This is a genomic window from Olsenella sp. AGMB03486 (genome assembly GCF_040884255.1).
In the GTDB taxonomy this organism is placed as follows: domain Bacteria; phylum Actinomycetota; class Coriobacteriia; order Coriobacteriales; family Atopobiaceae; genus Olsenella_L; species Olsenella_L kribbiana.
This window is the reverse complement of the sequence record NZ_JBEVTM010000004.1, coordinates 67,752-88,010: the sequence shown is the minus strand read 5'-3', so window position 1 is coordinate 88,010 and position 20,259 is coordinate 67,752. Positions and strand designations below refer to the sequence as shown.

16 protein-coding genes, 1 tRNA gene and 1 pseudogene are annotated in these 20,259 nt (G+C 60.0%); 7 read left to right on the top strand and 11 right to left on the bottom strand.

The window, feature by feature from the left end:
* Positions 1 to 131: 131 nt before the first annotated feature.
* The 3 genes from ABVS03_RS03140 (at position 132) to ABVS03_RS03130 (ending at position 5,208) form a co-directional block, all read left to right on the top strand.
* Positions 132 to 3,344: a DUF3427 domain-containing protein gene (locus ABVS03_RS03140; RefSeq protein WP_368017997.1), complete on the top strand. Its 3,213-nt coding sequence runs from the start codon at positions 132 to 134 to the stop codon at positions 3,342 to 3,344.
* A gap of 116 nt (positions 3,345 to 3,460) precedes the next feature.
* A complete protein-coding gene (locus tag ABVS03_RS03135; RefSeq protein WP_368017996.1) occupies positions 3,461 to 4,303 on the top strand; it encodes an HAD family hydrolase in 843 nt (280 codons plus the stop codon).
* The gene (locus tag ABVS03_RS03130; protein ID WP_368017995.1) at positions 4,300 to 5,208 is read left to right on the top strand and encodes an HAD family hydrolase; all 909 of its coding nucleotides are present in this window, start codon (positions 4,300 to 4,302) and stop codon (positions 5,206 to 5,208) included. Before ABVS03_RS03135 ends, ABVS03_RS03130 begins: the two co-directional genes overlap by 4 nt.
* Here ABVS03_RS03130 and udk read toward each other — a convergent pair.
* Both udk and pepF read right to left on the bottom strand, forming a co-directional pair.
* Positions 5,205 to 5,834: a uridine kinase gene (gene udk, locus ABVS03_RS03125; protein WP_368017994.1), complete on the bottom strand. Its 630-nt coding sequence runs from the start codon at positions 5,832 to 5,834 to the stop codon at positions 5,205 to 5,207. The genes ABVS03_RS03130 and udk overlap by 4 nt on opposite strands.
* A 126-nt stretch (positions 5,835 to 5,960) precedes the next feature.
* Positions 5,961 to 7,778, bottom strand: a complete 1,818-nt coding sequence (gene pepF, locus ABVS03_RS03120) for an oligoendopeptidase F (RefSeq protein ID WP_368017993.1) — start codon at positions 7,776 to 7,778, stop codon at positions 5,961 to 5,963.
* Positions 7,779 to 7,920: 142 nt separating this feature from the next.
* On the opposite strand from pepF, the gene ABVS03_RS03115 reads away from it, so the two are divergent.
* Positions 7,921 to 8,979: a Gfo/Idh/MocA family protein gene (locus ABVS03_RS03115; RefSeq protein ID WP_368017992.1), complete on the top strand. Its 1,059-nt coding sequence runs from the start codon at positions 7,921 to 7,923 to the stop codon at positions 8,977 to 8,979.
* A 7-nt stretch (positions 8,980 to 8,986) separates the two neighbouring features.
* Complete coding sequence (locus ABVS03_RS03110) at positions 8,987 to 9,691, top strand: lysoplasmalogenase family protein (RefSeq protein ID WP_368017991.1); 705 nt, start codon at positions 8,987 to 8,989, stop codon at positions 9,689 to 9,691.
* Here ABVS03_RS03110 and ABVS03_RS03105 read toward each other — a convergent pair.
* The 5 genes from ABVS03_RS03105 to ABVS03_RS03085 all read right to left on the bottom strand — a co-directional run bounded on the left by ABVS03_RS03105 (position 9,688) and on the right by ABVS03_RS03085 (position 12,653).
* Positions 9,688 to 10,317: a glycerol-3-phosphate acyltransferase gene (locus ABVS03_RS03105; RefSeq protein WP_368017990.1), complete on the bottom strand. Its 630-nt coding sequence runs from the start codon at positions 10,315 to 10,317 to the stop codon at positions 9,688 to 9,690. The two genes, ABVS03_RS03110 and ABVS03_RS03105, sit on opposite strands and share 4 nt — an antisense overlap.
* Before the next feature lie 82 nt (positions 10,318 to 10,399).
* Positions 10,400 to 11,200, bottom strand: coding sequence for a class I SAM-dependent methyltransferase (locus tag ABVS03_RS03100; protein WP_368017989.1), 801 nt, complete (start codon positions 11,198 to 11,200; stop codon positions 10,400 to 10,402).
* A 114-nt stretch (positions 11,201 to 11,314) separates the two neighbouring features.
* The gene (locus ABVS03_RS03095) at positions 11,315 to 12,133 is read right to left on the bottom strand and encodes a 4Fe-4S binding protein (RefSeq protein WP_368017988.1); all 819 of its coding nucleotides are present in this window, start codon (positions 12,131 to 12,133) and stop codon (positions 11,315 to 11,317) included.
* A gap of 71 nt (positions 12,134 to 12,204) precedes the next feature.
* Positions 12,205 to 12,390 carry a hypothetical protein gene (locus ABVS03_RS03090; RefSeq protein WP_368018072.1) on the bottom strand — a complete coding sequence of 62 codons (186 nt, stop codon included), beginning with the start codon at positions 12,388 to 12,390 and terminating at the stop codon, positions 12,205 to 12,207.
* Entirely contained in the window at positions 12,387 to 12,653 is a 267-nt protein-coding gene (locus ABVS03_RS03085) for a hypothetical protein (protein ID WP_368017987.1), read from the bottom strand. The genes ABVS03_RS03090 and ABVS03_RS03085 overlap by 4 nt, the downstream gene beginning before the upstream one ends.
* Positions 12,654 to 12,793: 140 nt before the next feature.
* Between ABVS03_RS03085 and ABVS03_RS03080 the strand changes: the two genes are divergently transcribed.
* Positions 12,794 to 12,869, top strand: a tRNA-Met gene (locus ABVS03_RS03080).
* A 234-nt stretch (positions 12,870 to 13,103) separates the two neighbouring features.
* Here the strand turns inward: ABVS03_RS03080 and ABVS03_RS03075 are convergent.
* Complete coding sequence (locus ABVS03_RS03075) at positions 13,104 to 13,232, bottom strand: hypothetical protein (protein WP_368017986.1); 129 nt, start codon at positions 13,230 to 13,232, stop codon at positions 13,104 to 13,106.
* Between the two features lie 365 nt (positions 13,233 to 13,597).
* Between ABVS03_RS03075 and ABVS03_RS03070 the strand changes: the two genes are divergently transcribed.
* Positions 13,598 to 13,999, top strand: a complete 402-nt coding sequence (locus ABVS03_RS03070) for a hypothetical protein (RefSeq protein WP_368017985.1) — start codon at positions 13,598 to 13,600, stop codon at positions 13,997 to 13,999.
* A gap of 181 nt (positions 14,000 to 14,180) precedes the next feature.
* On the opposite strand, the gene ABVS03_RS03065 is transcribed toward ABVS03_RS03070, so the two are convergent.
* The 3 genes and pseudogenes from ABVS03_RS03065 to ABVS03_RS03055 all read right to left on the bottom strand — a co-directional run bounded on the left by ABVS03_RS03065 (position 14,181) and on the right by ABVS03_RS03055 (position 19,926).
* The gene (locus ABVS03_RS03065; protein WP_368017984.1) at positions 14,181 to 14,846 is read right to left on the bottom strand and encodes a GIY-YIG nuclease family protein; all 666 of its coding nucleotides are present in this window, start codon (positions 14,844 to 14,846) and stop codon (positions 14,181 to 14,183) included.
* 27 nt (positions 14,847 to 14,873) lie between these two features.
* Positions 14,874 to 17,323 (bottom strand): annotated as a pseudogene (locus ABVS03_RS03060) (type ISP restriction/modification enzyme).
* 188 nt (positions 17,324 to 17,511) lie between these two features.
* Positions 17,512 to 19,926 (bottom strand): DEAD/DEAH box helicase family protein, encoded by a 2,415-nt coding sequence (locus ABVS03_RS03055; protein WP_368017983.1) that lies wholly within the window; start codon positions 19,924 to 19,926, stop codon positions 17,512 to 17,514.
* Positions 19,927 to 20,259 lie beyond the last annotated feature (333 nt).

Genomic DNA, 20,259 nt, shown 5'->3' with positions numbered 1-20,259 from the left:
AGGCAATCCTCGACGTGGAGGATGGAATGCCTGCCCTGCCCCTGCGTGGGGCAGGCATTCTTCTCGAGCGCTTGATCTGAGGCGGGCTCCGTCAGATACTGGGATGATCCGATCTGGCGGGGAGGGGAGCCATGCTCGAGCGCGGCCTCTATGAGAAGACGATAGGCACAGACCTCAGGCGCGAACTCGACGCAGAGGACGACGAGCTCGTATCCCAGACAGGGCGTCTCGACCATGCAGATGCTGCCCGCGTGCTTGCTGCCTATGCAGAGGAGGCCGTGAAGCAGGCGCTCGATTCCATCGAAGGCGACGACGCGCCCGTGCGCCAGGCACGGCTTGTGAACAGCCTGATAGACAATCTGGCTTCGCAGCTGAAGGACAGCGACAGCAGGCTTTCGGACCTGATCGAAGGCGAGCGTGTCGACCTTTCCCGTACGAAGCCCGAGCAGCTGCTCTCGCTCGTGCCGAGGCAGAATGCCTCTGTGGCAGAGCAGAAGAAGGGACTCGTGCGTCCGCTGACGTCGGTCGCGCAGACCTCGCTCTTCACAGGCGCTGCCCATGAGCCGCAGCTCTTCAGCGAGCTCAGGCGCGAGATTGCCTCGGCAGACGAGATCTTGATGCTTGTCTCCTTCGTGAAGTGGAGCGGCCTCAGGCTCCTTATGGATGCGCTCCAGGAGTTTGCAGACCGTGGCAGCAGGATTCGGGTCATAACAACGACGTACATGGGAGCGACGGACCCCAAGGCGGTGAGCGCTCTCGCTGCGCTGCCAGGGGCTTCGGTCAGGGTGTCCTATGACACGAAACGGACCCGTCTCCATGCAAAGGCCTATGTCTTCAGAAGGAAGACCGGGTACACGACGGCCTATGTGGGCTCCTCGAACCTCACGAACCCGGCAATGACAAGCGGGCTCGAATGGAACTTGAAAATCAGCCGTGCCGATGAAGCGGATGCCCTCGACAAGATCGAGGGAACCTTCGATGCCTACTGGGCCTCGCCCGACTTCGAGCCCTATACGGCTGCCGACAGCAAGCGGCTTGCCTCTGCCATCGCTCATGAGCACGGCGGGGACGCAGAAGGATTGACCTCTGCGGCCTACGCCTTCGATATCAGGCCCTATCCGTACCAGCAGAAGATTCTCGATGCACTCGAAGCGGAGCGCACCGTCGGCGGGCACTGGAAGAACCTCGTCGTCGCGGCAACCGGCACTGGCAAGACCGTCATCGCTGCCTTCGACTACAGGCGCTTCTGCGAGAGGGAGGGACAAAGAGTCCATCTCCTCTTCGTCGCACATCGCCAGGAGATCCTGGAACAGGCCCGCTCGTGCTTCCGGGGGATATTGCATGACCAGAACTTCGGCAGCCTCCTTGTCGGAAACCATCATCCGGAGAGCTATGCGCATCTCTTCGCTTCGATCCAGAGCTTCCAGTCTCAGAGGCTCTGGGAGAAGGTTTCGGCAGACTATTTCGACTGCATCGTCGTCGACGAGATCCACCATGGTGCTGCCGACTCCTATCAGGCGATATTCAATGCGCTGCGCCCCAAGGTGCTCCTCGGCCTCACGGCGACGCCGGAGCGCATGGATGGGCAGTCCATCCTGTCGTATTTCGACAACAGGATCGCAGCAGAGATAAGCCTCGCCGATGCAATCGAGCGCAAGCTCCTGTGTCCCTTCACGTATTTCGGCGTCTCCGACCCATCAGACCTCTCGGGCCTCACGTGGAAGCGGGGAGGATATGAGACATCAGAGCTCGAGCAGGTCTATGTCTTCAGCGAGAAGATTGCAGAGCGCAGATGCTCGCTCGTCCTTGAGGCGCTCAGCCGCTATGTGACCGATGTCTCCCGCATGCATGCACTCGGCTTCTGCGTGAGCAAGGCCCATGCAAGGTTCATGGCAGAGAGATTCCAGGAGGCTGGCATCCCTGCGGTCGCGGTGACGGCAGATATGGACGAAGATGGCAGGGAGAAGGCGCGGACGAATCTTGCTGACGGCACCATCAAGATCGTCTTTGCAGTCGATATCTACAACGAGGGCGTCGATATCCCCGAAATCGATACGGTGCTATTCCTGCGTCCGACCGAGTCGCTCACCATCTTCATGCAGCAGCTCGGCCGAGGGCTCCGCCTGGCACCGGGCAAGGAATGCCTGACCGTCCTCGATTTCATCGGCCAGCAGAACAGGAGATACGACTTTGCGCCGAAGCTCAGGGCTCTTCTGGCATCTCCGACGCATGCGCTCAGGCGCGAGGTCGAGGAAGGCTTTCCCGAGGCTCCTAAGGGCTGCTACATCAGGCTCGAACGTGTGGCACAGGAATACGTCCTCAAGAACCTCGCTGTGGCACAGGGAACGAGAAGCAGGCTTGTCTCGGCCCTTGCGACCTTCGAGGAGGATGCGGGACAGAAGCTGACGCTCGGGAGCTTCCTTGCCTTCCATCATCTCGATATCCGTGCTGTCTACAAGGTGGCTCCCTTCGAGCGGCTTCTCGTCGAAGCGGGACTTGAGCCTGAGTTCGAAGAACCAGATGAAGCCGGTCTCACGAAGGCATTCCCAAGACTCTGCACGATTGACTCGAGGAGATGGATACGCTTTCTCCTGTCCTGCTTGGACAATGCCGACAAGCTGATATGGGATGAGCTCACGAGCGAGCAGCAGCGCATGCTCGACATGTTCCAGATCACGCTCTGGCCTGACTCGTTCAGACGCGAAGCGCATATGAAGGTGAAAGAGGGGAGCCCTGAGTTCGACAATGCGCTCGAGTGCCTCCGAGAGCTTGCTTCTGAGCCCCATATGGCACGCGATGTGCGCAGGATCCTTGCCTATCGTCTCGACCATATCGACTTCATCGATGAGGAGCTTTCCTGGGGCTTCCCCTGCCCGCTCGACCTCCACTGCCAGTACAGCCGCGATCAGATCTTCCTGGCGCTTGGACGCAAGGATCCCCAGAACATGCGCCAGGGCGTCGCCTATCTGAGGGATTGCCATGTGGACGTGCTCCTGAATACGCTCGTGAAGTCGGACAAGGAATTCAGTCCGGAGACGCGATATGAGGACTACTCGATTGATGAGAGGCACTTTCACTGGCAGAGCCAGAACAAGACGACACCCGAGTCGGAGACGGGCCAGCGCTACCAGACGGGCTGGGACGCGAAAGACAGGGTCCCGGCGAAGATTGCGCTCTTCGTGCGCGAGGAGAAGGCTGACCAGTACGGAGCCGAACCGTATACGTTCCTCGGCTTCGTGCACTGTGCGGATGCTTCGGGCTCCCGTCCCATGAACATTATCTGGAAGCTCGAGCGACCGATTCCTGCCCGCTTCATCCAGAAGACAGCACGCCTTGCCGGATAGCTGCCAGGCCTGCTTTCTTCATGCAGCTGGAAGCTGGCAGAGAGGGAGAACGTTCCTACCTGCCATACTGGTCGAGGAAACACATGGAAGGCTATGCAGCCCGGAAGGCAGGTCTCATGATCAAGCTTGTGCTGACGGATATGGACAACACGCTCATCCCCTGGGGACAGAAGAAGGCGTCTCCTCGGGCAATGGAAGGCATCCGCGAGATGGAAGAGGAGGGCATCCGCTTCGCTCCGGCATCGGGCCGCGACTTCGAGGAGCTCAAGACCTTCTTTGCAGACAATCTCTCGGTCCTCTCATCTGCCATCACGGCAAACGGCCTTGTGATCAGGCTCGACGGCAAGGTGATCCAGAAGGCAGAGATTGCCCCAGAGCTGCTCTACCGCCTCGATGAGGCACTTGCTCCCTTTGCCGATGAGGCAGCCCTCATCCTCTACGACAAGAAGGCCCATGCCTATGCAAGGCGCCCGGACCCCGGCGAGATCGAGATCATCAAGACGGCCTTCCCTGAAGGCATTAGCTTCGTCTCTACGTGGCCTGACATCGAGTTCTCGAAGCTCGGCATCGCAATGGAGACCGATGCCGCGCGCCGCGACGAGATCTGCGACGCCGTCTCGCCCCAGATTCCCGAGCTCGACTTCGTGAAGCCGCTTCCGAACTGGGTCGACGTCGTGCCTCACGGCGTCAACAAGGCGACCGCTATCAAGGTGCTTGCCGATGCCCTCCACATCACGATGGACGAGATCTGCGCTTTCGGCGACTCCGAGAACGATATCGAGATGCTTTCCTGCGTGGGCTATCCGGTCGTCGTCGCGAACGCGTCTCCTGCTGCCAAGGCGGCAGCCCGCTACTTCATCCCGGCGGCCTCTGAGGACTCTGTCGGCACGGCATTCCTGCAGATTGCAGAGGCGGCACGCACGGGCGTCCTTCCCGACTTCCTGCAGGAGACCCGATGATCAAGCTCGTCGTCACCGATATCGACGATACGCTCGTCTGCCGCGAGAGGCGGGTTATAACAAAGCGGGGACAGGCAGCGATGCATGCCCTGATGGGTGCAGGAATTGTTGTCGGTCCTGCGACAGGACGCGACATCTACCGTGTCGGCTACAGCTTCCGCTTCGACCATGCGCTCTATAGCACAGCGGTCGTGGCAAATGGCATGAAGGTCTACTACCAGGGAGAGAAGGTCCTGGAGCGCGAGCTTCCCGAAGAGGGCCTCGCGAAGGTGGCCAAGCTCTGCACGACCGATGAACGGGCGGGGCTTCTGCTCTTCGACGATACCGGCAGGATCTGGATTGCCGGCACGACCTTGGACGATGCGATAGAGCATGACCTCAGGCATCTGCCGACGGCAGACGGCGTCTCGGAGGAGCTGCCGGAGGGCCGACGTGCCGTGAAGGCGAACTGCCACTTCGATGGCAGGACCGAAGACCTCCTTGCCTTCATGCATGAGCTTGCCTGGGCATGTCCGGAGCTCGACTTCACCTGTCCGGTCGGCGGCATCATCGATATCACGACGCATGGCTGGGACAAGGGGCAGGCAACGCTCTGGCTTGCAGACCAGCTCGGCATCAGCCACGACGAGATCTGCGCCTTCGGCGATGCCGGAAACGACGAGCCCCTGATCGACAAGATCCCGAACTCGGTTGCTGTCGCCAATGGCTTCGAGGACATCATAGCCAAGGCCCGCTGGCACATCGGGACATCCTTCGACGATTCTGTGAGCGCAGCCTTCGAGGACATCGCAGAGGCAGCAAAGACCGGCTCGATGCCTGCCTTCATGGATCCTGCGACCGATGCACGCTACCGGAAGCTTGCAGAGAGCCTGACATTTGCAATGCCGAAAGGTATCGACTCCTAGACGCGGGCCGTTCCGTCGAGATGCGCCCTGATCTGGTTCACGAGCATCTCGAGCGCGACCTGGTTCTCGCCGCCGACGGGGATGATAATGTCAGCATATTTCTTCGAGGGCTCGACGAAGGCCTCATGCATCGGCTTCACGGTCGTGAGGTACTGATCGATCACGGAGGAGAGGCTGCGCCCGCGCTCCTCCACATCGCGCAGGATGCGGCGCAGAATCCTGACGTCGGCATCCGTATCGACATAGACCTTGATGTCCATAAGGTCGCGCAGGGCCAGGTCGCAGAAGATGAGGATGCCCTCGACGACGATGACGCGGGAAGGCGTGACCGTCACGGTCTCGCTCGAGCGGTCATGCTTCGTGAAGTCATAGACCGGCTCCTCGATTGCATGTCCTGCCTTGAGCTCCTTGAGCTGTGCGATCAGGAGCTCGTTCTCGAAGGCATCAGGATGGTCGTAGTTGAGCTTTGTGCGCTCCTCGAAGGGCATATCGTGATGGGCACGGTAGTAGGAGTCCTGGGAGATGACCGTGACCTCGTCGCCGAAGCGCTCGGCTATGGCATTCGTGATGGTGGTCTTGCCCGATCCCGTGCCGCCTGCTACGCCGATAACGGTGATGTCGTCCATATGTCTTCTGCCCTTCAGGTGAGCTCTCTTTTCGTCTGTCCATGATAGCCGACCTCGAGGATGCAGAACAGAAAAGGCCAGGAGGCGGTGCTCCTGGCCTGATTCGTGCCTGCGGATGCTGATGGGCTACAGAAGCTTCGAGAGCTCGTCCACGAGCTTCGAGAACTCCTCGAGCGCAGCATCGACCGCCTCGCCCGATGCCATGTCCACGCCGGCACCGCGCAGAAGCTCGATTGGGCTCTTCGAGCAGCCGCCGGAAAGGAAGGCGAGATAGTCGTCCACGGCAGGCTGGCCCTCTGTGAGGATGCGGTTCGAGAGCGCGACGGCTGCGGCGAAGCTCGTCGCATAGACATAGACGTAGAAGTCGTAGTAGAAGTGCGGGATGCGTGCCCACTCGAGGGCGATCTCGTCGTCGGTCTCGATGGCAGGGCCGTAGTAGAGGTCGTTGAGGGCACGGTAGCGGCGGCTCAGATCGTCTGCGCCCATGCCGGTGCCTTCTGCGCAGGCGGCATTTGCGTCGCGCTCGAACTCGGCGAAGAGCGTCTGGCGGAAGAGCGTGCCACGGAACTTCTCGAGGTACTCGTTCAGGAGATAGGCGCGCTCGTGCGGATCTGTCTCATGCTCGAGGAGGTAGTGGATGAGGAGGCACTCGTTCGTCGTCGAGGCGACCTCTGCCACGAACATCGCGTACTCCGCATAGCGGGCAGGCTGCGTGTGGTTCGAGAGCCAGGTCTGCATCGAGTGGCCCATCTCATGGCAGAGCGTCGAGACCTCGTCGAGCGTGCCCTGGTAGTTGAGAAGGATCAAGGGCGTCATGCCATGGCCGTCTGCCGAATAGGCACCGCTCATCTTGCCCGGCGTCTCGAAGACATCGATCCAGCGGGAGGCCACGCCCTTCTTCACGGTCGAGACGTAGTCGTCTCCCAGAGGAGCGAGCGCCTTGTACATGAGGTCGCAGGCCTCCTCGAACGTATAGCGGCGCTCTGGCGCCTCGACGATCGGCACATAGACATCCCAGTAGCGCAGGTGGTCGACGCCGAGGACGCGCTTCCTGAGCTCCATGTAGCGGTGCATGGAATCTGCGTGCGCATGGACGGAGTCGATGAGGGAGTTGTAGACAGAGACCGGCACCTCGGTCGGGACAAGCGATGCCTCGAGCGAGCTCTCGTAGTGACGGGCATCGGAGAAGAACTTGAGCTGGCGCATCTGCGCGGCAAGCGTGGCGGCAGCCGTGTTCTTGACCTTTGCGTACGCACCATAGACGCTGTGGTAGCCGCTCTCGCGGAGCGTCCTGTCAGGAGAAGTCAGGATCAAGGCCGAGTACGTGCCATGCGTGACAGGATGTGCCTTGCCCTGCGCGTCCACGGCATCCGGGAACTTCATGTCTGCGTCGTTCATCATCGTGAAGATCTGGCCCGGCTGCGTTGCAAGCACGCCTGCCTGTGCAAGGAGCTGCTCCTCCTTCGGGCTCAGCGTATGGGCCTTGAGTGCGCGCATGCGGTCGAGGGCGAGCTTGTAGAGGGAAAGGCCCGGCGTGCTCTCATACCATGCGGCAAGGTCGGAATCGGAAAGCGCAAGGAGTGCTGGCTGGAACCAGGCACGGGCGGCATCGATAGCGGACTCGAGCGTGACGACCTGGGAGACCGTGTCCTGCCAGCGGCTCACGCGGGTATCCTCGTCGGCCTTCCTGCCGGCATAGTTCCAGACGCGCTGGAACTGCATCGTCGCCTCGTCGTCGAACTTGAGATAGGCAAGAAGGTCCTCGCCGGAAGCGAAGGCCTTGTCCTCCCAGGAGGCGTAGGCATGAGGCAGCTCCTGCGCTTCGGCAAGTGCCTTTCTGAAGGCATCCTCATCTGCGAAGAGCGATGTCAGGTCCCAGGTATACTTCTCGGGCACCTCCGCGCGGGAGGCATAGGAATCGGTGAAGGAATCAGCAGTAGCCATAATCTCCCCTTTCCAGTATTGCATCTTTCATAACAGTTGCAAGTATGGCACAAGTGGGGAGGGGTGCTCTGCCCAAGCCTCTTTATGGAATGGTGCAACCTCGGGTATGCTTGAGGCAGTGAATGCGGCGTCAGGAGGATGCATGGACAAGGTACGGATTGCAACTATCGGCAGGTCAGCGATCACGGAGCGCTTCCTCGATGCGCTCGGCCAGGTGCCGGAAGCGGAATATGTGGCATCGTATTCGCGCAAGGAAGAGGATGCTCGCTCCTTCGCCGAGGTACATGGAGCACATCTCGCGTTCTCCTCGCTTGAGGAGCTCGGTGCAAGCGATCAGATAGACGCTGTCTATATCGGCTCGCCGAATGTGCTTCACGCTGAGCAGGCAAAGACGCTCCTTGCCGGCGGCAAGCACGTGCTCGTCGAGAAGTCGTTTGCAGCAAACAGGAAGCTCGCCGAAGAGGTCTTCGGCCTTGCGCATGAGCAGGGCCTTGTCGCTCTCGAAGCAGCACGGAACACGTTCGGTCCCGGCGCTGCCTATCTGAAGGATGCCGTCTCCAAGACCGGCAAGGTGCGCCTTGCGACCTTCCGCTTCTCGAAGGTGACGTCGCGCATCAAGAAGCTCGAAGCGGGCGAGCATGTGAACATCTTCGATCCGCACATGGCAGCAGGTGCCCTCATGGACATCGGCGTCTACTGCGTCGAGTCTGCGCTCCAGGTCTTCGGTGCCCCTGAGTCCGTCAAGGCCTCTGCCGTGACACATCAAGTGGAGGGGCGGAGCGCCGACGATCCCTATACGACGATCGACCTTGCGGGAGAGGCCATCCTTTCCTATCCGGGCTTCCTCGTGAGTCTCTCATACGGCAAGGTGTCGAATGACTATCTCGCCTCCCAGATCGAGGGCTCTGCCGGCACGCTCTTCTGGAAAGAGACATCCTGCCCCAGAACCTTCACGTTCACGCCCTATGTGGACAAGGGCATGGTGTACGGAACGATTGGCGGGGAAGGGGCAGAGACCACCTCTGTCGATATGCCGGAAAACGACATGCAGTTCGAGCTTGCCTCCTTCGTCCATGCGATCCAGGGCGACTCGGAAGCTCTTGCCGAAGCAGCAGAGCACGAGAAGCTCACGCTTGCCTCGCTTGCCGTGATGGACGACATCAGACGCCAGTGCGGCATCGCCTTCCCTGTGGACAGGTAGGAATGCCATGCCAGAGCTCATCGCTCCGTCGCTCATCGCTGCAGGCGCCATCCTGCAAGGCGTCTTCATACGCAAGGATGCCCAGGGCCGCTACGTTGCTGCGGCGGTCCTGAAGGCGCTTGCTTCGGCTGCCTTCGTTGCACTCGGTCTGGTGGGCGCCTTCGTGCCGCCGAGGATTCCGGCTTCGCTTCTGGTCTGCCTTGGCCTTCTTCTTGGCATGGTCGGAGATATCCTCCATGCCCTGCGCTTCATCCAGAAGAAAGATGCGGACGTGCGGGCGGCCAAGGTACGGGAGAAGAAGCTCTTCACGATTGGCGCCCTCTTCTTTGCGGCAGGGCACTTCTGCTACATCAGCTATCTGCTCTCGCTTGTGAGACACCCCGTGCCGGCGCTCGTCGTGACGGCAGCAGTCCTGGCCATCATCTTCTGGCGGCTCTCGAAGTCCGTGCATGAGCGCAGCCTCTTTGCCTTGGCAGGTGCTGCCTATATCGCGGTCGTCGGCCTTACAGCAGGGTTTGCGGCTACCGCCTGCCTCAGCATGCCTGCTCTTCAGCAGGCGCTCTTTGCTGCCGGCGGCATCTCGTTTCTTGTGTCAGACACGCTGCTTGTGCTGAACTCGTTCGGCGAGAGGCATACGCAGGTGCGGCGAACCTGGAGCCTTGTCCTCTACTATGCAGCGCAGACCCTGATTGCGCTTTCGATCTGGCCCTAGGACTTCTTGAGGTGCAGGAGCTCGAGCGTCTTGTCGGCTATCGATGCATGGGGCGTCGAGCCATCCTTGATGTGGAGAGCTGCGGGAAGATGCGCCTTGAACATGAGAAGGACGAGGAGCGCTGCCGGCACGAGTGCCCAGGCGCCGGCACCTGCGAGCGCAATCCAGACGAAGAAGATCGAGGGAATCAGGAGCGCGCCGAGGCAGAGATAGCCCAGAGCGACGACGCCTACGGCAAAGCCTGCGATAGAGGAGAGGATGCCTGCAAGAGGAGAGGCGAGGATGATCGTGGAGCAGGTCGTCGTGACGCCCTTGCCGCCCTGGAAACGATGCCAGATCGGGAAGTTGTGCCCTGCCGTGGCTCCGAAGCCTGCCCAGAGCGTGACAGCAAGTGTATGGCCCAGAAGAGCCCAGGAGATGAGGACGGCTAGCAGGGTCTTCAGGATGTCTCCTGCGAGGACGGCAAGCGCTGCCTTCGTGCCGAGCACATGTCCGACGTTTGCCATGCCTGGGTTGCCATCTCCTATGGAGAAGCAGCTTTTATGCACGGACATACGGCAGACGACATCTGCCGTCAGAAAGCAGCCGAAGGCATAGCCGATCGGAAACGCAAGAAGACACTCCATAGCGGCCTCGATTCCATTGCATGCATCCTTCTTTCTACCCACTGAGAGCTCAAGGAAGCGGAGCAATGCACACGCATGATGCTCAGAGCTTCACACGGATGACCTTGAGCCTGCCTTGGCGGTCGCATACCTGCATGGAAATCCTTGTATAGAGGCCGATCTTGCCTTTCAAGAGCCTGAGAGCGTCGCCGAAGAAGGGCTCACGGGCAATCAGGGTGACGCCTGCCTTCTCGGCGAAGGCAGCGGCATCGTCGAGCGCAAAATGCATCGCTGCAGAAGCATTTCCGGTCTTCTCCACATACCGCTCTGCATAGCGGAGACCGCGGGAGTCCACGGCGTCGAAGATGAGCTCGGCGCCGGGGAAGATGCGCCTGAGATCCTGCATGAGCGAGACAATCCTCTCATCATCGAAATACTGGAAGACACCTGCGGCGTAGATGAGAATGGGCTTGTCGTGTGGCACGGCATCCGTCCAGGCAAGGTCGAAGAGGTCGTGGGCGATGAGGTGCTCATCCGGATCCTCGCCGAGGACCTGGCGGCGGTAAGCAATCACATCAGGCAGATCGAGCTCAAAGAAGACAGAACCCCTGCCATCTATCCGTGAGCTTGCCGCATCGAGCCCGCAGCCAAGGACGATGAGGGTCGAGAGGCCGTGCGCTGCGATGAAGTCCTCTGCCATCGCGTCCATCACATGGGCACGGACGGCAGAAGAGAGCAGATTGAACTCGGAAGTCGTGCTGGCAAGAGCATGTCCTGCCAGTGCCGGCTCGAGTGCGAGCGCACGCTGGTCAAAGAGAAGCTCAGGGAATCTCTTCGAAACTTCTATCCTCGCCCAGAGCGGGATGAAGAGGGCATCTGGAACGCCTTCGAATCGCTGGTCCATAAGGGCCTCCATCCTGCTGCGGCTGATGCTGAGATGATTCTAGATCAGCACAGGATAGATGTTAGTGTGCAATAACTTAATGGACAGATGAGTCGGCTGGTGGCACCGCTATGGTTAGAGTGCCTTCTTCGGACAGGCCTTCACGCATTCAAGGCAGAGGATGCACTCGGTGCCATTCCTGCGCTTCCTCGAATCATCAAGCATATCGACATCCATCGGGCAGACTTTCCGGCATCTGTTGCAGGAGATGCACTTCGTGTGGTCGCAGGTGATCCGTACGAGCGAGAAATAGCTCATGGGCTTCAGGAACACTGTGATAGGGCAGATGTATTTGCAGAAGGCGCGGTTGTCCTTGAAGGCAAACGCAAGTGCGATACCGAGGGCGTAGTAGGCAGCATTTCCTGCGATGAAGGCCCAGAACATGATGTCTTCGATATTGGCTACCTGCGCCACGAAGAGTGCGGCGACGAAGATGAGGGAAGCTGTGAACGTGAGATAGCGGATCCAGCCGATCTTCTTCCTCGGCTCCTGAGGCACAGGATAGGGGAGGAAGTCGAGGACCATAGCGGTCCAGCAGGCATAGCCGCACCAGCCGCGGCCAAAAAGGAGCGGGCCGAATATCTTTGCTACCGCATAGTGTATGGTCGCTGCCTCGAAGCTGCCAAGGAAGAGGTAGTACCAGAACCCTTCGATCTGCATGTTCTCATGGGAGAGGAGTCCCAGATAGACAAGCATGTAGAGGCCGACCATGAGCTGGGCAATCCTTCTGGCATTCCTGTTGCCCTGGATGAAGAGGGCAAGGGAAAGGGAGAGGGCAGCCCCGATATAGCTGAAGTTGAAGAGATAGAAGAGGTTTTCCTTTGTGAGCCAGAGCGAGATGCCCACTGCCTCGAAGACAGCAAGCAGACAGATTGGTATGGCATATCTCTTCATCCCAGCATCCCTTTCCATGAGGGTGGAGCTGGAACTCATTCTACGTCCGTTTGTCTTGTCGCTGATGAGCTTCAGCGATCAGCAAGGCGCATGCAGATGAGCGGGAAAGGTTCGCCTTCCTCGTCGGTATCGGTGCGCATGTATGCCGCAAAGCCCTCGTGTTCGTAGAACGCTATGGCTTGAGGATTCTGCTCGTTCACGGTGAGCTTGCTGACATCCCAATGGGAGAGAGCGTAATCGAGAAGGGTCGAGCCTATGCCCCGCCCCGGCAGCTGCTGTCGACGAAGAGCATCTCGGGCCTGCCTTCCTGCGCACCTATGAGCGCAAGCGTCTTGCCATCGCTGTCCTCAGCCGCGGCAAGGTGCTCGACTGTCTGAATTGCTTTAGGGATGTAAGCCCGGATGCGGACGATATCGGATTCGGCGAGGAAATGATGGGTGGCTCTGACAGAACGCTCCCATACACCCAGAAGCTCATCTGAGAGATTGGGCGTGCAGCTTGCAATCTCCTGGATGTGCATGCAAGTCCTTTCTCGTCTGTTCTGCTTCCGGAAGGAGGAAGGAGGATATCAGAAGCAAATGTGGAGAATCGTTCACATATTTGACTAAGCATGGCCAAGAGCATAGTATCTTTTCTTGCGCTGAGGCGCACACAAAATATTGCGGGGTGGAGCAGTTGGTAGCTCGCCGGGCTCATAACCCGGAGGTCGGTGGTTCAAGTCCGCCCCCCGCGACCAAACATTCGCAGGTCAGAGGCTGTTTTGCTTCTGACCTGTTTTCGTTTTCATGTGTATATGGGTGGAATTTTGGGAGGAATTTTTCGAGTGGTTTATTTGTGGAGGGTTTCTCAGCAATTTCACGATTCTCATGACAGATTGTTTTCCTGAGACCAAATGTGTGTGGCCCGCAGCTGCGAAGCTGCGGGCCATGCTTCATCAGACCGAGTCAGTGACCTCGAAGCAGAAGAGGAGTCACTTCAGATCCTCCTCATCCTCTGGCCAGTCTTCGAAGGGCACATCTGCAAGCATCTCGCGCAGCGTGGTCTCCTTGCCATCGACTATATAGGTCTCAGACAGTCTCTTTTCGTCAAGCCATGCCATCGCGCATCACCTCCCTTGCGGTCCCAAGCCAGCATGTATCCAGCATACGGAGATGGCCCTGCTAGCTGAAGGCCTGCGGGGCATATCGGGAAAAGAGCTCTGTTAGATGGTTCCCGCAGGCAGATGCGCTGTTCTTGGCGGAATCAGGCCGATTCCAGGAAAACCGGATTGCCGAGATGACATCCAGGGTGCCCCCGCTGGAGACAGGCTAGCACAGGGAGCAAGCACCTCTTCCCGCTCCCTGGCGCCATGGTAGGGCGCAAGCCGCCGCGCCACGCCCGCAAGGACGCGGCTTCCGCCCTGCCATGGCTTGCCATCCAGTCCCCAGCGGGGGCAAAGGGCTCCCACGTCCTAGGGAGGTCACCATGACCGAAGAGAGCCAGCCGACCATGCCCGAAGAGGAGATTAAAGAGTTTGGCCTGAGCCTTGCAGAGGGCTACCTGGAGCACCGCGGCTACCAGGTCAGCCGCTGCGGGAGCTGGAGCTGCGACTGCGAGGAGCCGCTCCTGGTTGCGGAGGATAATGGGCAGGCAGTGCTCGTGAGCATCCGCGCCTGCCTCGGCCCGGATGCGGCCGCCATCCCGCAGCTGGAGCTGGCGCCCGAGGATTTCGCTGCCATGCGCAGGGCATGCCTGCTCTATGCGGCAGACCATGAGGACGTGTCCTCTGTCCGCCACGACGCGATATCCATCGCAATTGTCGGCGAACGCCACGCACGCCTGCGCCACCTCGTAGGCGCATGGACTTGGGAGGAGGTCGAAGATTAGGAAGACCGCTCACGGCAGGAAACCGGCCGCTCGGGGATTGACCCGGCGGCCTTTTCCCACCCGCCGCGGCCGCAGCCAAGCCCTCCCGCGGCCGCCCTCCCCGCCGTCAGGAACACCTTACGACGGAGGGGAGGGAAATGCAGGACACCCCGTATGGTATTGGTACCTGCTGGCATCGAGGTCAGGCGTTGTTCCCACTCGTCCGGTTGTATCCGCTGCCGTAGGCATCGTAGGCCTCTATGGCATCACGTTCGAGATTGTTCAGGTTGTCATAATCAGTGTCCACAAGCCTTGTCGTCTGGATGGTGAATGAGTCGCCGTTCTTCCAGTCTGCATAGACATCGCCATTGCCACGGCCGGCGAAGTGCTGATGGACCCTCTGCAGTACATGGACGCTCTGGCCGACATAGTACTTGCCATTCGTCTCGTTGTGCAGCACATATATGCCAGTGAAATCCCCCGCATCGTCATAGAGCCTCCTCTTCAGGAACTCCTCGGGAGTGACGCCGCCATCGCGGCGCATGAGGGCATCCAAGCGCTCGCGCCGCAGACGCTTCGCCCTCCTGTCAAGGATGATTCCTGCAAACACGCATGCCGCACTGATCAGCACCGTGGGGAGGATGAAATTGTAGACAAAAAGCGGGTTCTCAAGGGATGCGAAATGGACCTTAGCCTCAAGGGAAAGCTTATTGTAATCGAGGTAGTACCTGTGCATGATAACCGCTATGCCAACCGACCACACCCCCAAGAGGACAACCGGAGCCACTCCGTACTTCTTAGCAGACCTGCTGGCATGCGTGGCATTTCTTCTCGCTGCGCTCCTGCTGTTCCAGTATCTTGCCATCATCTCTCCTTACCGATGCCCTGCCCGATCTCAGTGCGGCATGCTCCATATGATAGGCCAGCTTGCAGGCTTGACCGTCTCGCCGAGAGGCGAGAGCCCAGATGCAATCTCGTTCGTCATCATGGACACCGTGACGAGCCGGCAGATGAGATCGAGTATGTAGCGCGGGTCGTCGGAGTAGCTGTTGGGGTCGTTGACGATGCCGGTCGCCTTATCGGTCTTCACCTGGTAGCGGTCGATCATCCAGTCGAGGGGCGAGCGGCCGTTCACCACGTATTCCTGAGCCTCCTTGGGGATGTCCGAAACCGTCACCCGCTTGTTGTAGACGAGCTTCGTGAAATCCTTCTCCATCTTCCCCGTCTCGGGATTGCGCTTCCTGCCCCAGGCGAGCTTCGTGACCGGTCCGGGGTCGCAGCCAGGCATCACGCCTGAGATCCGCAGGTTGGGCCAGGGCTCCACGGACTCATATCCGAGATGCAGCCTGCCGAGGTCCCTTCCGGCATTGCAGAACCTCTCGAAATCCTCGACGAGCGGGATGCGGGGAAGCTCGCGCTGGAGGTTCGCCGCATACTTCGTGCGGTACTGCGGGCTGTGGAGGATGCCATAGACATACCAGAAGATATCATCCTTGCAGATGCCGGGACCGCCATCCTTCTTGGAGCGGGCCGCGAAGGCATCGGGATAGGCTTCCTGGAAGATATGGAGCGCCTCGTCGGTTATGGCATCGTGGCGGACGTACCTGTTGCCCCATGCGTCGCGGACGACCTTCTCGCCGACTCCTGCCGCGAGCTCCATCGTCGAGCCCTCGTCCTTCTCGTACCAATACATGGGGAAGCACTGACCATGGTGGTTGAGCTCGAGATCTGGTAGCAGGTTTGAGATGAAGGTTCCTCGCTCGCCAGTGTCTATGACGACATTCGGGGCGGTCTCATTCGGACGAATGAGCGGGAAGAGTCTCTGCTGCTGGTAGACCCTCTCATTTAAATGGGGCTCGTAGTAGAGCCACTGCCTGCAGAAAGGACGGTAGGAGCCGACTATGAGGTTGGCCTCGTCGAATGGGATGGTCGTGCTTTTTCTGGCGTACCTCTCATAGCCTCTGTCCAGCTATACCTCTTCGTGTCGAACGTGAGCTCGTCGACGTTGCCGTCGACCCTCGCGATTTCCGCGTTGGTATCTTCGACAAGCCTCGTCACATTTTCGTTTAGCGCGTGGCTTGAGTAGTTCCAGCACCATGAATCGCGCTGGGTCTTGAGACCTGATGACCAGATGGACCAGATACCGAGGGGCGTCTTGAGCTTCTGCAGGCCAGAGGGAGCGAACTCGTACCAGCTGTCGTCTCGCTGGTCAAGCCAGTCGCCGTGACGGTCCTGCGAGAGCGCCTCCCACTCGGGATCCTGGTCTATGCAGGATGCGACGGCAGAGAGCTTCTGCTGCTGTGTAAGGTATTCGCCCACGCAATGGTAGTGGATGGCGCCATTCTCCTGCGACTCCGGATTCTTCACAAGCATGGTGATTGCGATGGGGGCACGGCTGCCGCTGCCGAAGACCTTTCCACCCTGTCTGCGGCTCTCCTCGCCATGCGTGCGCTGGTTTCCAAGAAGGTCGAAGACATAGATCGAGCTGAATTCCTCCGAGAAGCAGCGGCGCACGCCAACGCCAGCCTCAGAGCGCAGCCACCCGGCGTTCGAGACAAAGCAGACGACGCCCTCGTCGCCGATGCGGTCGGATGCCCAGCGGAAGGCCTCGATATAGGAATCCATCAGGGAGTTCTTGTTGGTGGCGCTGGCATGGACCGAATACGTCTCCCTTATCCTCTGCTCGAGCGTCGGATAGTGCTCGTTCTGATTATCGTCGTTGGCGTTTCTCTGCCCTGCCGAGTAGGGTGGGTTTCCGACGATGACCCTGATAGGAGCCTCCTGCTGGGCCAGCACGCGCTCGGAGTTGTCCACGAACATGCCAAGATCTAGCTGGTCGTTCCTCTCATCCATCTGGAAGGTGTCTGTAAGGACACCCCCATCGAAGGGGATGTAGTCGCCACCCATACGCGAGTGATAGGCATACTCGACATTCACGACCATGATGTAGTAGGCAAGGAGCAGGATCTCGTTGCTGTGCAGCTCGTGTTTGTACTTGTCCTCAAGCCGCTCCCTCGGCATGAGCTCGGGGTCGCTGATGAGCTCTGCCATGAATGACCCTGTGCCAGCGAAGGGGTCGAGGATATGCACGCCTGGATCCGAGAGCCTCTTGCCGAACTCGCGCTGCAGGGCGCGGTCCGTCGCATGGAGGATGCAGTCCACGATCTCGATTGGAGTGTAGACGATGCCCAGCTTCTCCGAGGTGCTCTTGAATGCCTTGGAGAAGAAGTCGTTGTAGAGGTCCTTGATGAGCGCCTGCCTGTTGGAGTCCGTCCGGCAGAAGGATGCGCGGCGCCTGACGGAGGCATAGAGCTCATCGAGGTTGCGCCTGTCCTCGTCAGCCATGTCGCCAATGCCGTGCCCCTGGAGCTCGCCCAGGAAACGCGTGATCGCGACGGAGACGGGATTCGACTCCGCGAAGGCATAGTCCCCGAAGAGGGCGTCGAAGACAGGCAGCGTCACCATATGCTGCGCCACCATCTCGATGGCGGCCTGCTGCGTGACGCCCGGGTTCAGGGAGTCGCGCAGCGATTTCAGGAAAGCTTGCATGGCCTTCTCGGCGACAGGATCGGACGCGATGGCCTGCCCGATCTGCTCGACATGGCTGCGCGCGATCCTGCCCACATCCTCTGCCAGCTCGACCAGTAGACCTTGGAGCCGCATTTCTCGACTGCCTTGGCATATACGGCACGCTCGAGCTCTGTCGCTCCGAAGGACAAGGCAAGCTGCTGTTGCTGGCCGGCTGCTGCGGATTCGCCGCTCCCGGAGCCCTCCCCCTCGTCGGCATGCCCAGATTTGCTGCCGATGCCGAGCTCCTGCCCCTTCTTCCTGGGCTTCCTCATGGGCAGGCTGTTGATGTAGGCGTCTATCCTCTGGTCATGGGAGCGCAGGGCCTGGAGCACGCCCCATACGACATCGAAGGTGTCGGAATGGTTGAGGGCCTTCTCAGGCGTCATCTCAGAAGGGATGACGACAGGCAGGATGATATAGCCAAGCTGCTTCTCCCTGCCTGTCCTCTTGTCCGTGAAGGTTCGCATGACGCGGCCGACGGCCTGCACCACATCCACCTTGCTCCTCTTGGGGCTGAAGAAGATGACTGCATCGAGCGAAGGCACATCGACGCCCTCCGCCAGGCAGCGCGCATTGGTGAGGATCCTGCACTCGTTCGCGCCCGATCCGGAGGCGAGCCATTCGAGCTTCTCTGCGCGGACCTTCGAATCCATGGAGCCGTCGACATGGTCGAGCTCGCACACCGGTCCGGCGATGTCCCCTGTGGAGAGCTCGTACTGCGCCACCACCTGCGTAAAGGCCGCGTCGATGTCCTTCGATGCCTGTATGGTGGAGCAGAAGCCGACCGCCCTGTGCAGCGGCTCGACGCCATGGAGGCTCGAGGAATCCCCGCCCTCCTCGCCGGCGCCGCCCCCTTCCTCCTTGCCATCGAAGCTGTCGATGAGGAGGAAGTCCGGGGTGCTGCCTGCCTCGTCGCCTTCATAGGCCTCAAGCCTCTTCTGGGCCTCCTCGCCATGCGTCGCAAGGCCGCGCCAGCATCCGATGATCTTCGCGGCATCGCCGACCTCGAGCTCGAAGTCCGTCTCCCCATGCGGGACGATTATCTTCCTGTCAGGGACTGCATCCTCGTTGATTGCCAGGACGACGACGCGGTAGTCGCAGAGGAGCCCCTGCTCGACGGCGGATGCGAAGGTGAGCTCGTAGGCGATGGGGCCATACTTCCCCTCATCGTCCATCGAGTAGAGCTCCGCCGCCTTCTCCTCGGCCTTGGTCTTGATGTTGTCGCCATAGATCTTGGGCGTCGCTGTCATGAAGAGGCGCTTGTCGGCGCGGATTCTCTCGCCATCTATCACGATCTGGTAGCTGGCCACATCGTCATCCTCTGCATACTTGGTCCCGGCCGTCCGGTGCGCCTCGTCGCAGATGCAGAGGCCGAACCTTGGAAGTCCCATGTCCTGGGCATCCTGTATCACCTGCATGGACTGATATGTGGTGAAGACGACGATCATGGAATCCGGATACTTCTCGCGGGTCCAAAGATAGCGGCCATAGAGGCTCTGGGGATCCGTGTTGGCCGGGAAGGACAGGTCTATCACGCTGTCGAGGATGTCATCGTCCAGGGGCTTCGATGCCTTCGCGTCCGAGCAGACCACGAGCGAGCGCATCTGGGTCCGTGCCTGGTTCGTCCACTCGCGCATCGCCTGGCTGACAAGAGCGATGGACGGGGCGCAGAAGAGGACATCCTTGCAGCCCTGGCCACGGAAGCGCTCCTCTGCGAGCCTGAGCGACATGAGGGTCTTGCCGGTGCCGCAGGCCATTATGGCCTTGGCCCGGCTCTGCGTCTCGAAGCATGACTGGATCTGGTTGATTGCCGCCTGCTGGTGCGGACGGGGGCTGTATGTCCTTGCACGGCGTGCGGCGTCGTCCTCGGCATATCCAAGCATGAGCAGCGACCAGTCGACATTCGAATGCCTCATGTCGACAGGGGTCAGGACGGAGGAATCCATCCCCCTCTTCTGCCTCAGGGTGAGGAGATGCTTCTCGATGTTGGCCGAGATATCCCCGCCGACAGAGGCTATCACGAGGCCCGTGTAGCTGTCATCCGCCTCCGCTGCCGCGAAGAAGGTGTCGAGGTCCTGGTAGGAGAGCTTGTGGCTCGGGCTGTAATACTTGCACTGTATGGCCCAATATGTCCCTGGCCTGTCGGTCCTCTCGGCCACGATATCGATGCCTGTATCGTGGCCGTTTCTCATAGGGTTGCTGCTGTCGTTCCAGCGCCATACGTTCCCCACGACCTGGCGCAGGGCGGGATCGTTGCGGAGGTACCACGCAGTCACGCGCTCCCACATCTCGCCCTTCTCGGTGTTCGTGCGGTTGTGCGACGAGAGGTATTCCATAACGTCGTCGAAGGTGACTATGCGTTCCTGCTCTACAGCCATGGGTCTCTCCTTGGGCGCAGCTTGCGAACATCTGTCAGCTCGACAGCAGATAACGGCATTCAAGATCCTAACCCTTGAGCCCCGTCATGGATGCCAGTGTATCGGGAACGTAGCGCCCAGCATCCGGTCTGCTTCGTGGAAGATGCGGCACCGCAAGGCAATCATCGCGCTTGAAATACCATCTTCAGGAGGTAGTCCAGCTGGCCCGAAGCCCCATCACGGCCGATCGGTCCGGGACGGCTGCAGGCTTTCCGGCAGGGCATAAGAGCAGGCAGGAAACAGGGGGTGCGAGATGGTTGCTAGCTGTGGAAGGCGTGCACCTCAAGCGTCATG

What these genes read in the sequence shown, in the direction of transcription:
- ABVS03_RS03140 (WP_368017997.1), top strand. Translation starts at nt 132, where the DNA reads ATGCTCGAGCGCGGCCTCTATGAGAAGACGATAGGCACAGACCTCAGG.
- ABVS03_RS03135 (WP_368017996.1), top strand. Translation starts at nt 3,461, where the DNA reads ATGATCAAGCTTGTGCTGACGGATATGGACAACACGCTCATCCCCTGG.
- ABVS03_RS03130 (WP_368017995.1), top strand. Translation starts at nt 4,300, where the DNA reads ATGATCAAGCTCGTCGTCACCGATATCGACGATACGCTCGTCTGCCGC.
- udk (WP_368017994.1), bottom strand. Translation starts at nt 5,834, where the DNA reads ATGGACGACATCACCGTTATCGGCGTAGCAGGCGGCACGGGATCGGGC.
- pepF (WP_368017993.1), bottom strand. Translation starts at nt 7,778, where the DNA reads ATGGCTACTGCTGATTCCTTCACCGATTCCTATGCCTCCCGCGCGGAG.
- ABVS03_RS03115 (WP_368017992.1), top strand. Translation starts at nt 7,921, where the DNA reads ATGGACAAGGTACGGATTGCAACTATCGGCAGGTCAGCGATCACGGAG.
- ABVS03_RS03110 (WP_368017991.1), top strand. Translation starts at nt 8,987, where the DNA reads ATGCCAGAGCTCATCGCTCCGTCGCTCATCGCTGCAGGCGCCATCCTG.
- ABVS03_RS03105 (WP_368017990.1), bottom strand. Translation starts at nt 10,317, where the DNA reads ATGGAGTGTCTTCTTGCGTTTCCGATCGGCTATGCCTTCGGCTGCTTT.
- ABVS03_RS03100 (WP_368017989.1), bottom strand. Translation starts at nt 11,200, where the DNA reads ATGGACCAGCGATTCGAAGGCGTTCCAGATGCCCTCTTCATCCCGCTC.
- ABVS03_RS03095 (WP_368017988.1), bottom strand. Translation starts at nt 12,133, where the DNA reads ATGAAGAGATATGCCATACCAATCTGTCTGCTTGCTGTCTTCGAGGCA.
- ABVS03_RS03085 (WP_368017987.1), bottom strand. Translation starts at nt 12,653, where the DNA reads ATGCACATCCAGGAGATTGCAAGCTGCACGCCCAATCTCTCAGATGAG.
- ABVS03_RS03075 (WP_368017986.1), bottom strand. Translation starts at nt 13,232, where the DNA reads ATGGCATGGCTTGACGAAAAGAGACTGTCTGAGACCTATATAGTCGAT.
- ABVS03_RS03070 (WP_368017985.1), top strand. Translation starts at nt 13,598, where the DNA reads ATGACCGAAGAGAGCCAGCCGACCATGCCCGAAGAGGAGATTAAAGAG.
- ABVS03_RS03065 (WP_368017984.1), bottom strand. Translation starts at nt 14,846, where the DNA reads ATGATGGCAAGATACTGGAACAGCAGGAGCGCAGCGAGAAGAAATGCC.
- ABVS03_RS03055 (WP_368017983.1), bottom strand. Translation starts at nt 19,926, where the DNA reads ATGGCTGTAGAGCAGGAACGCATAGTCACCTTCGACGACGTTATGGAA.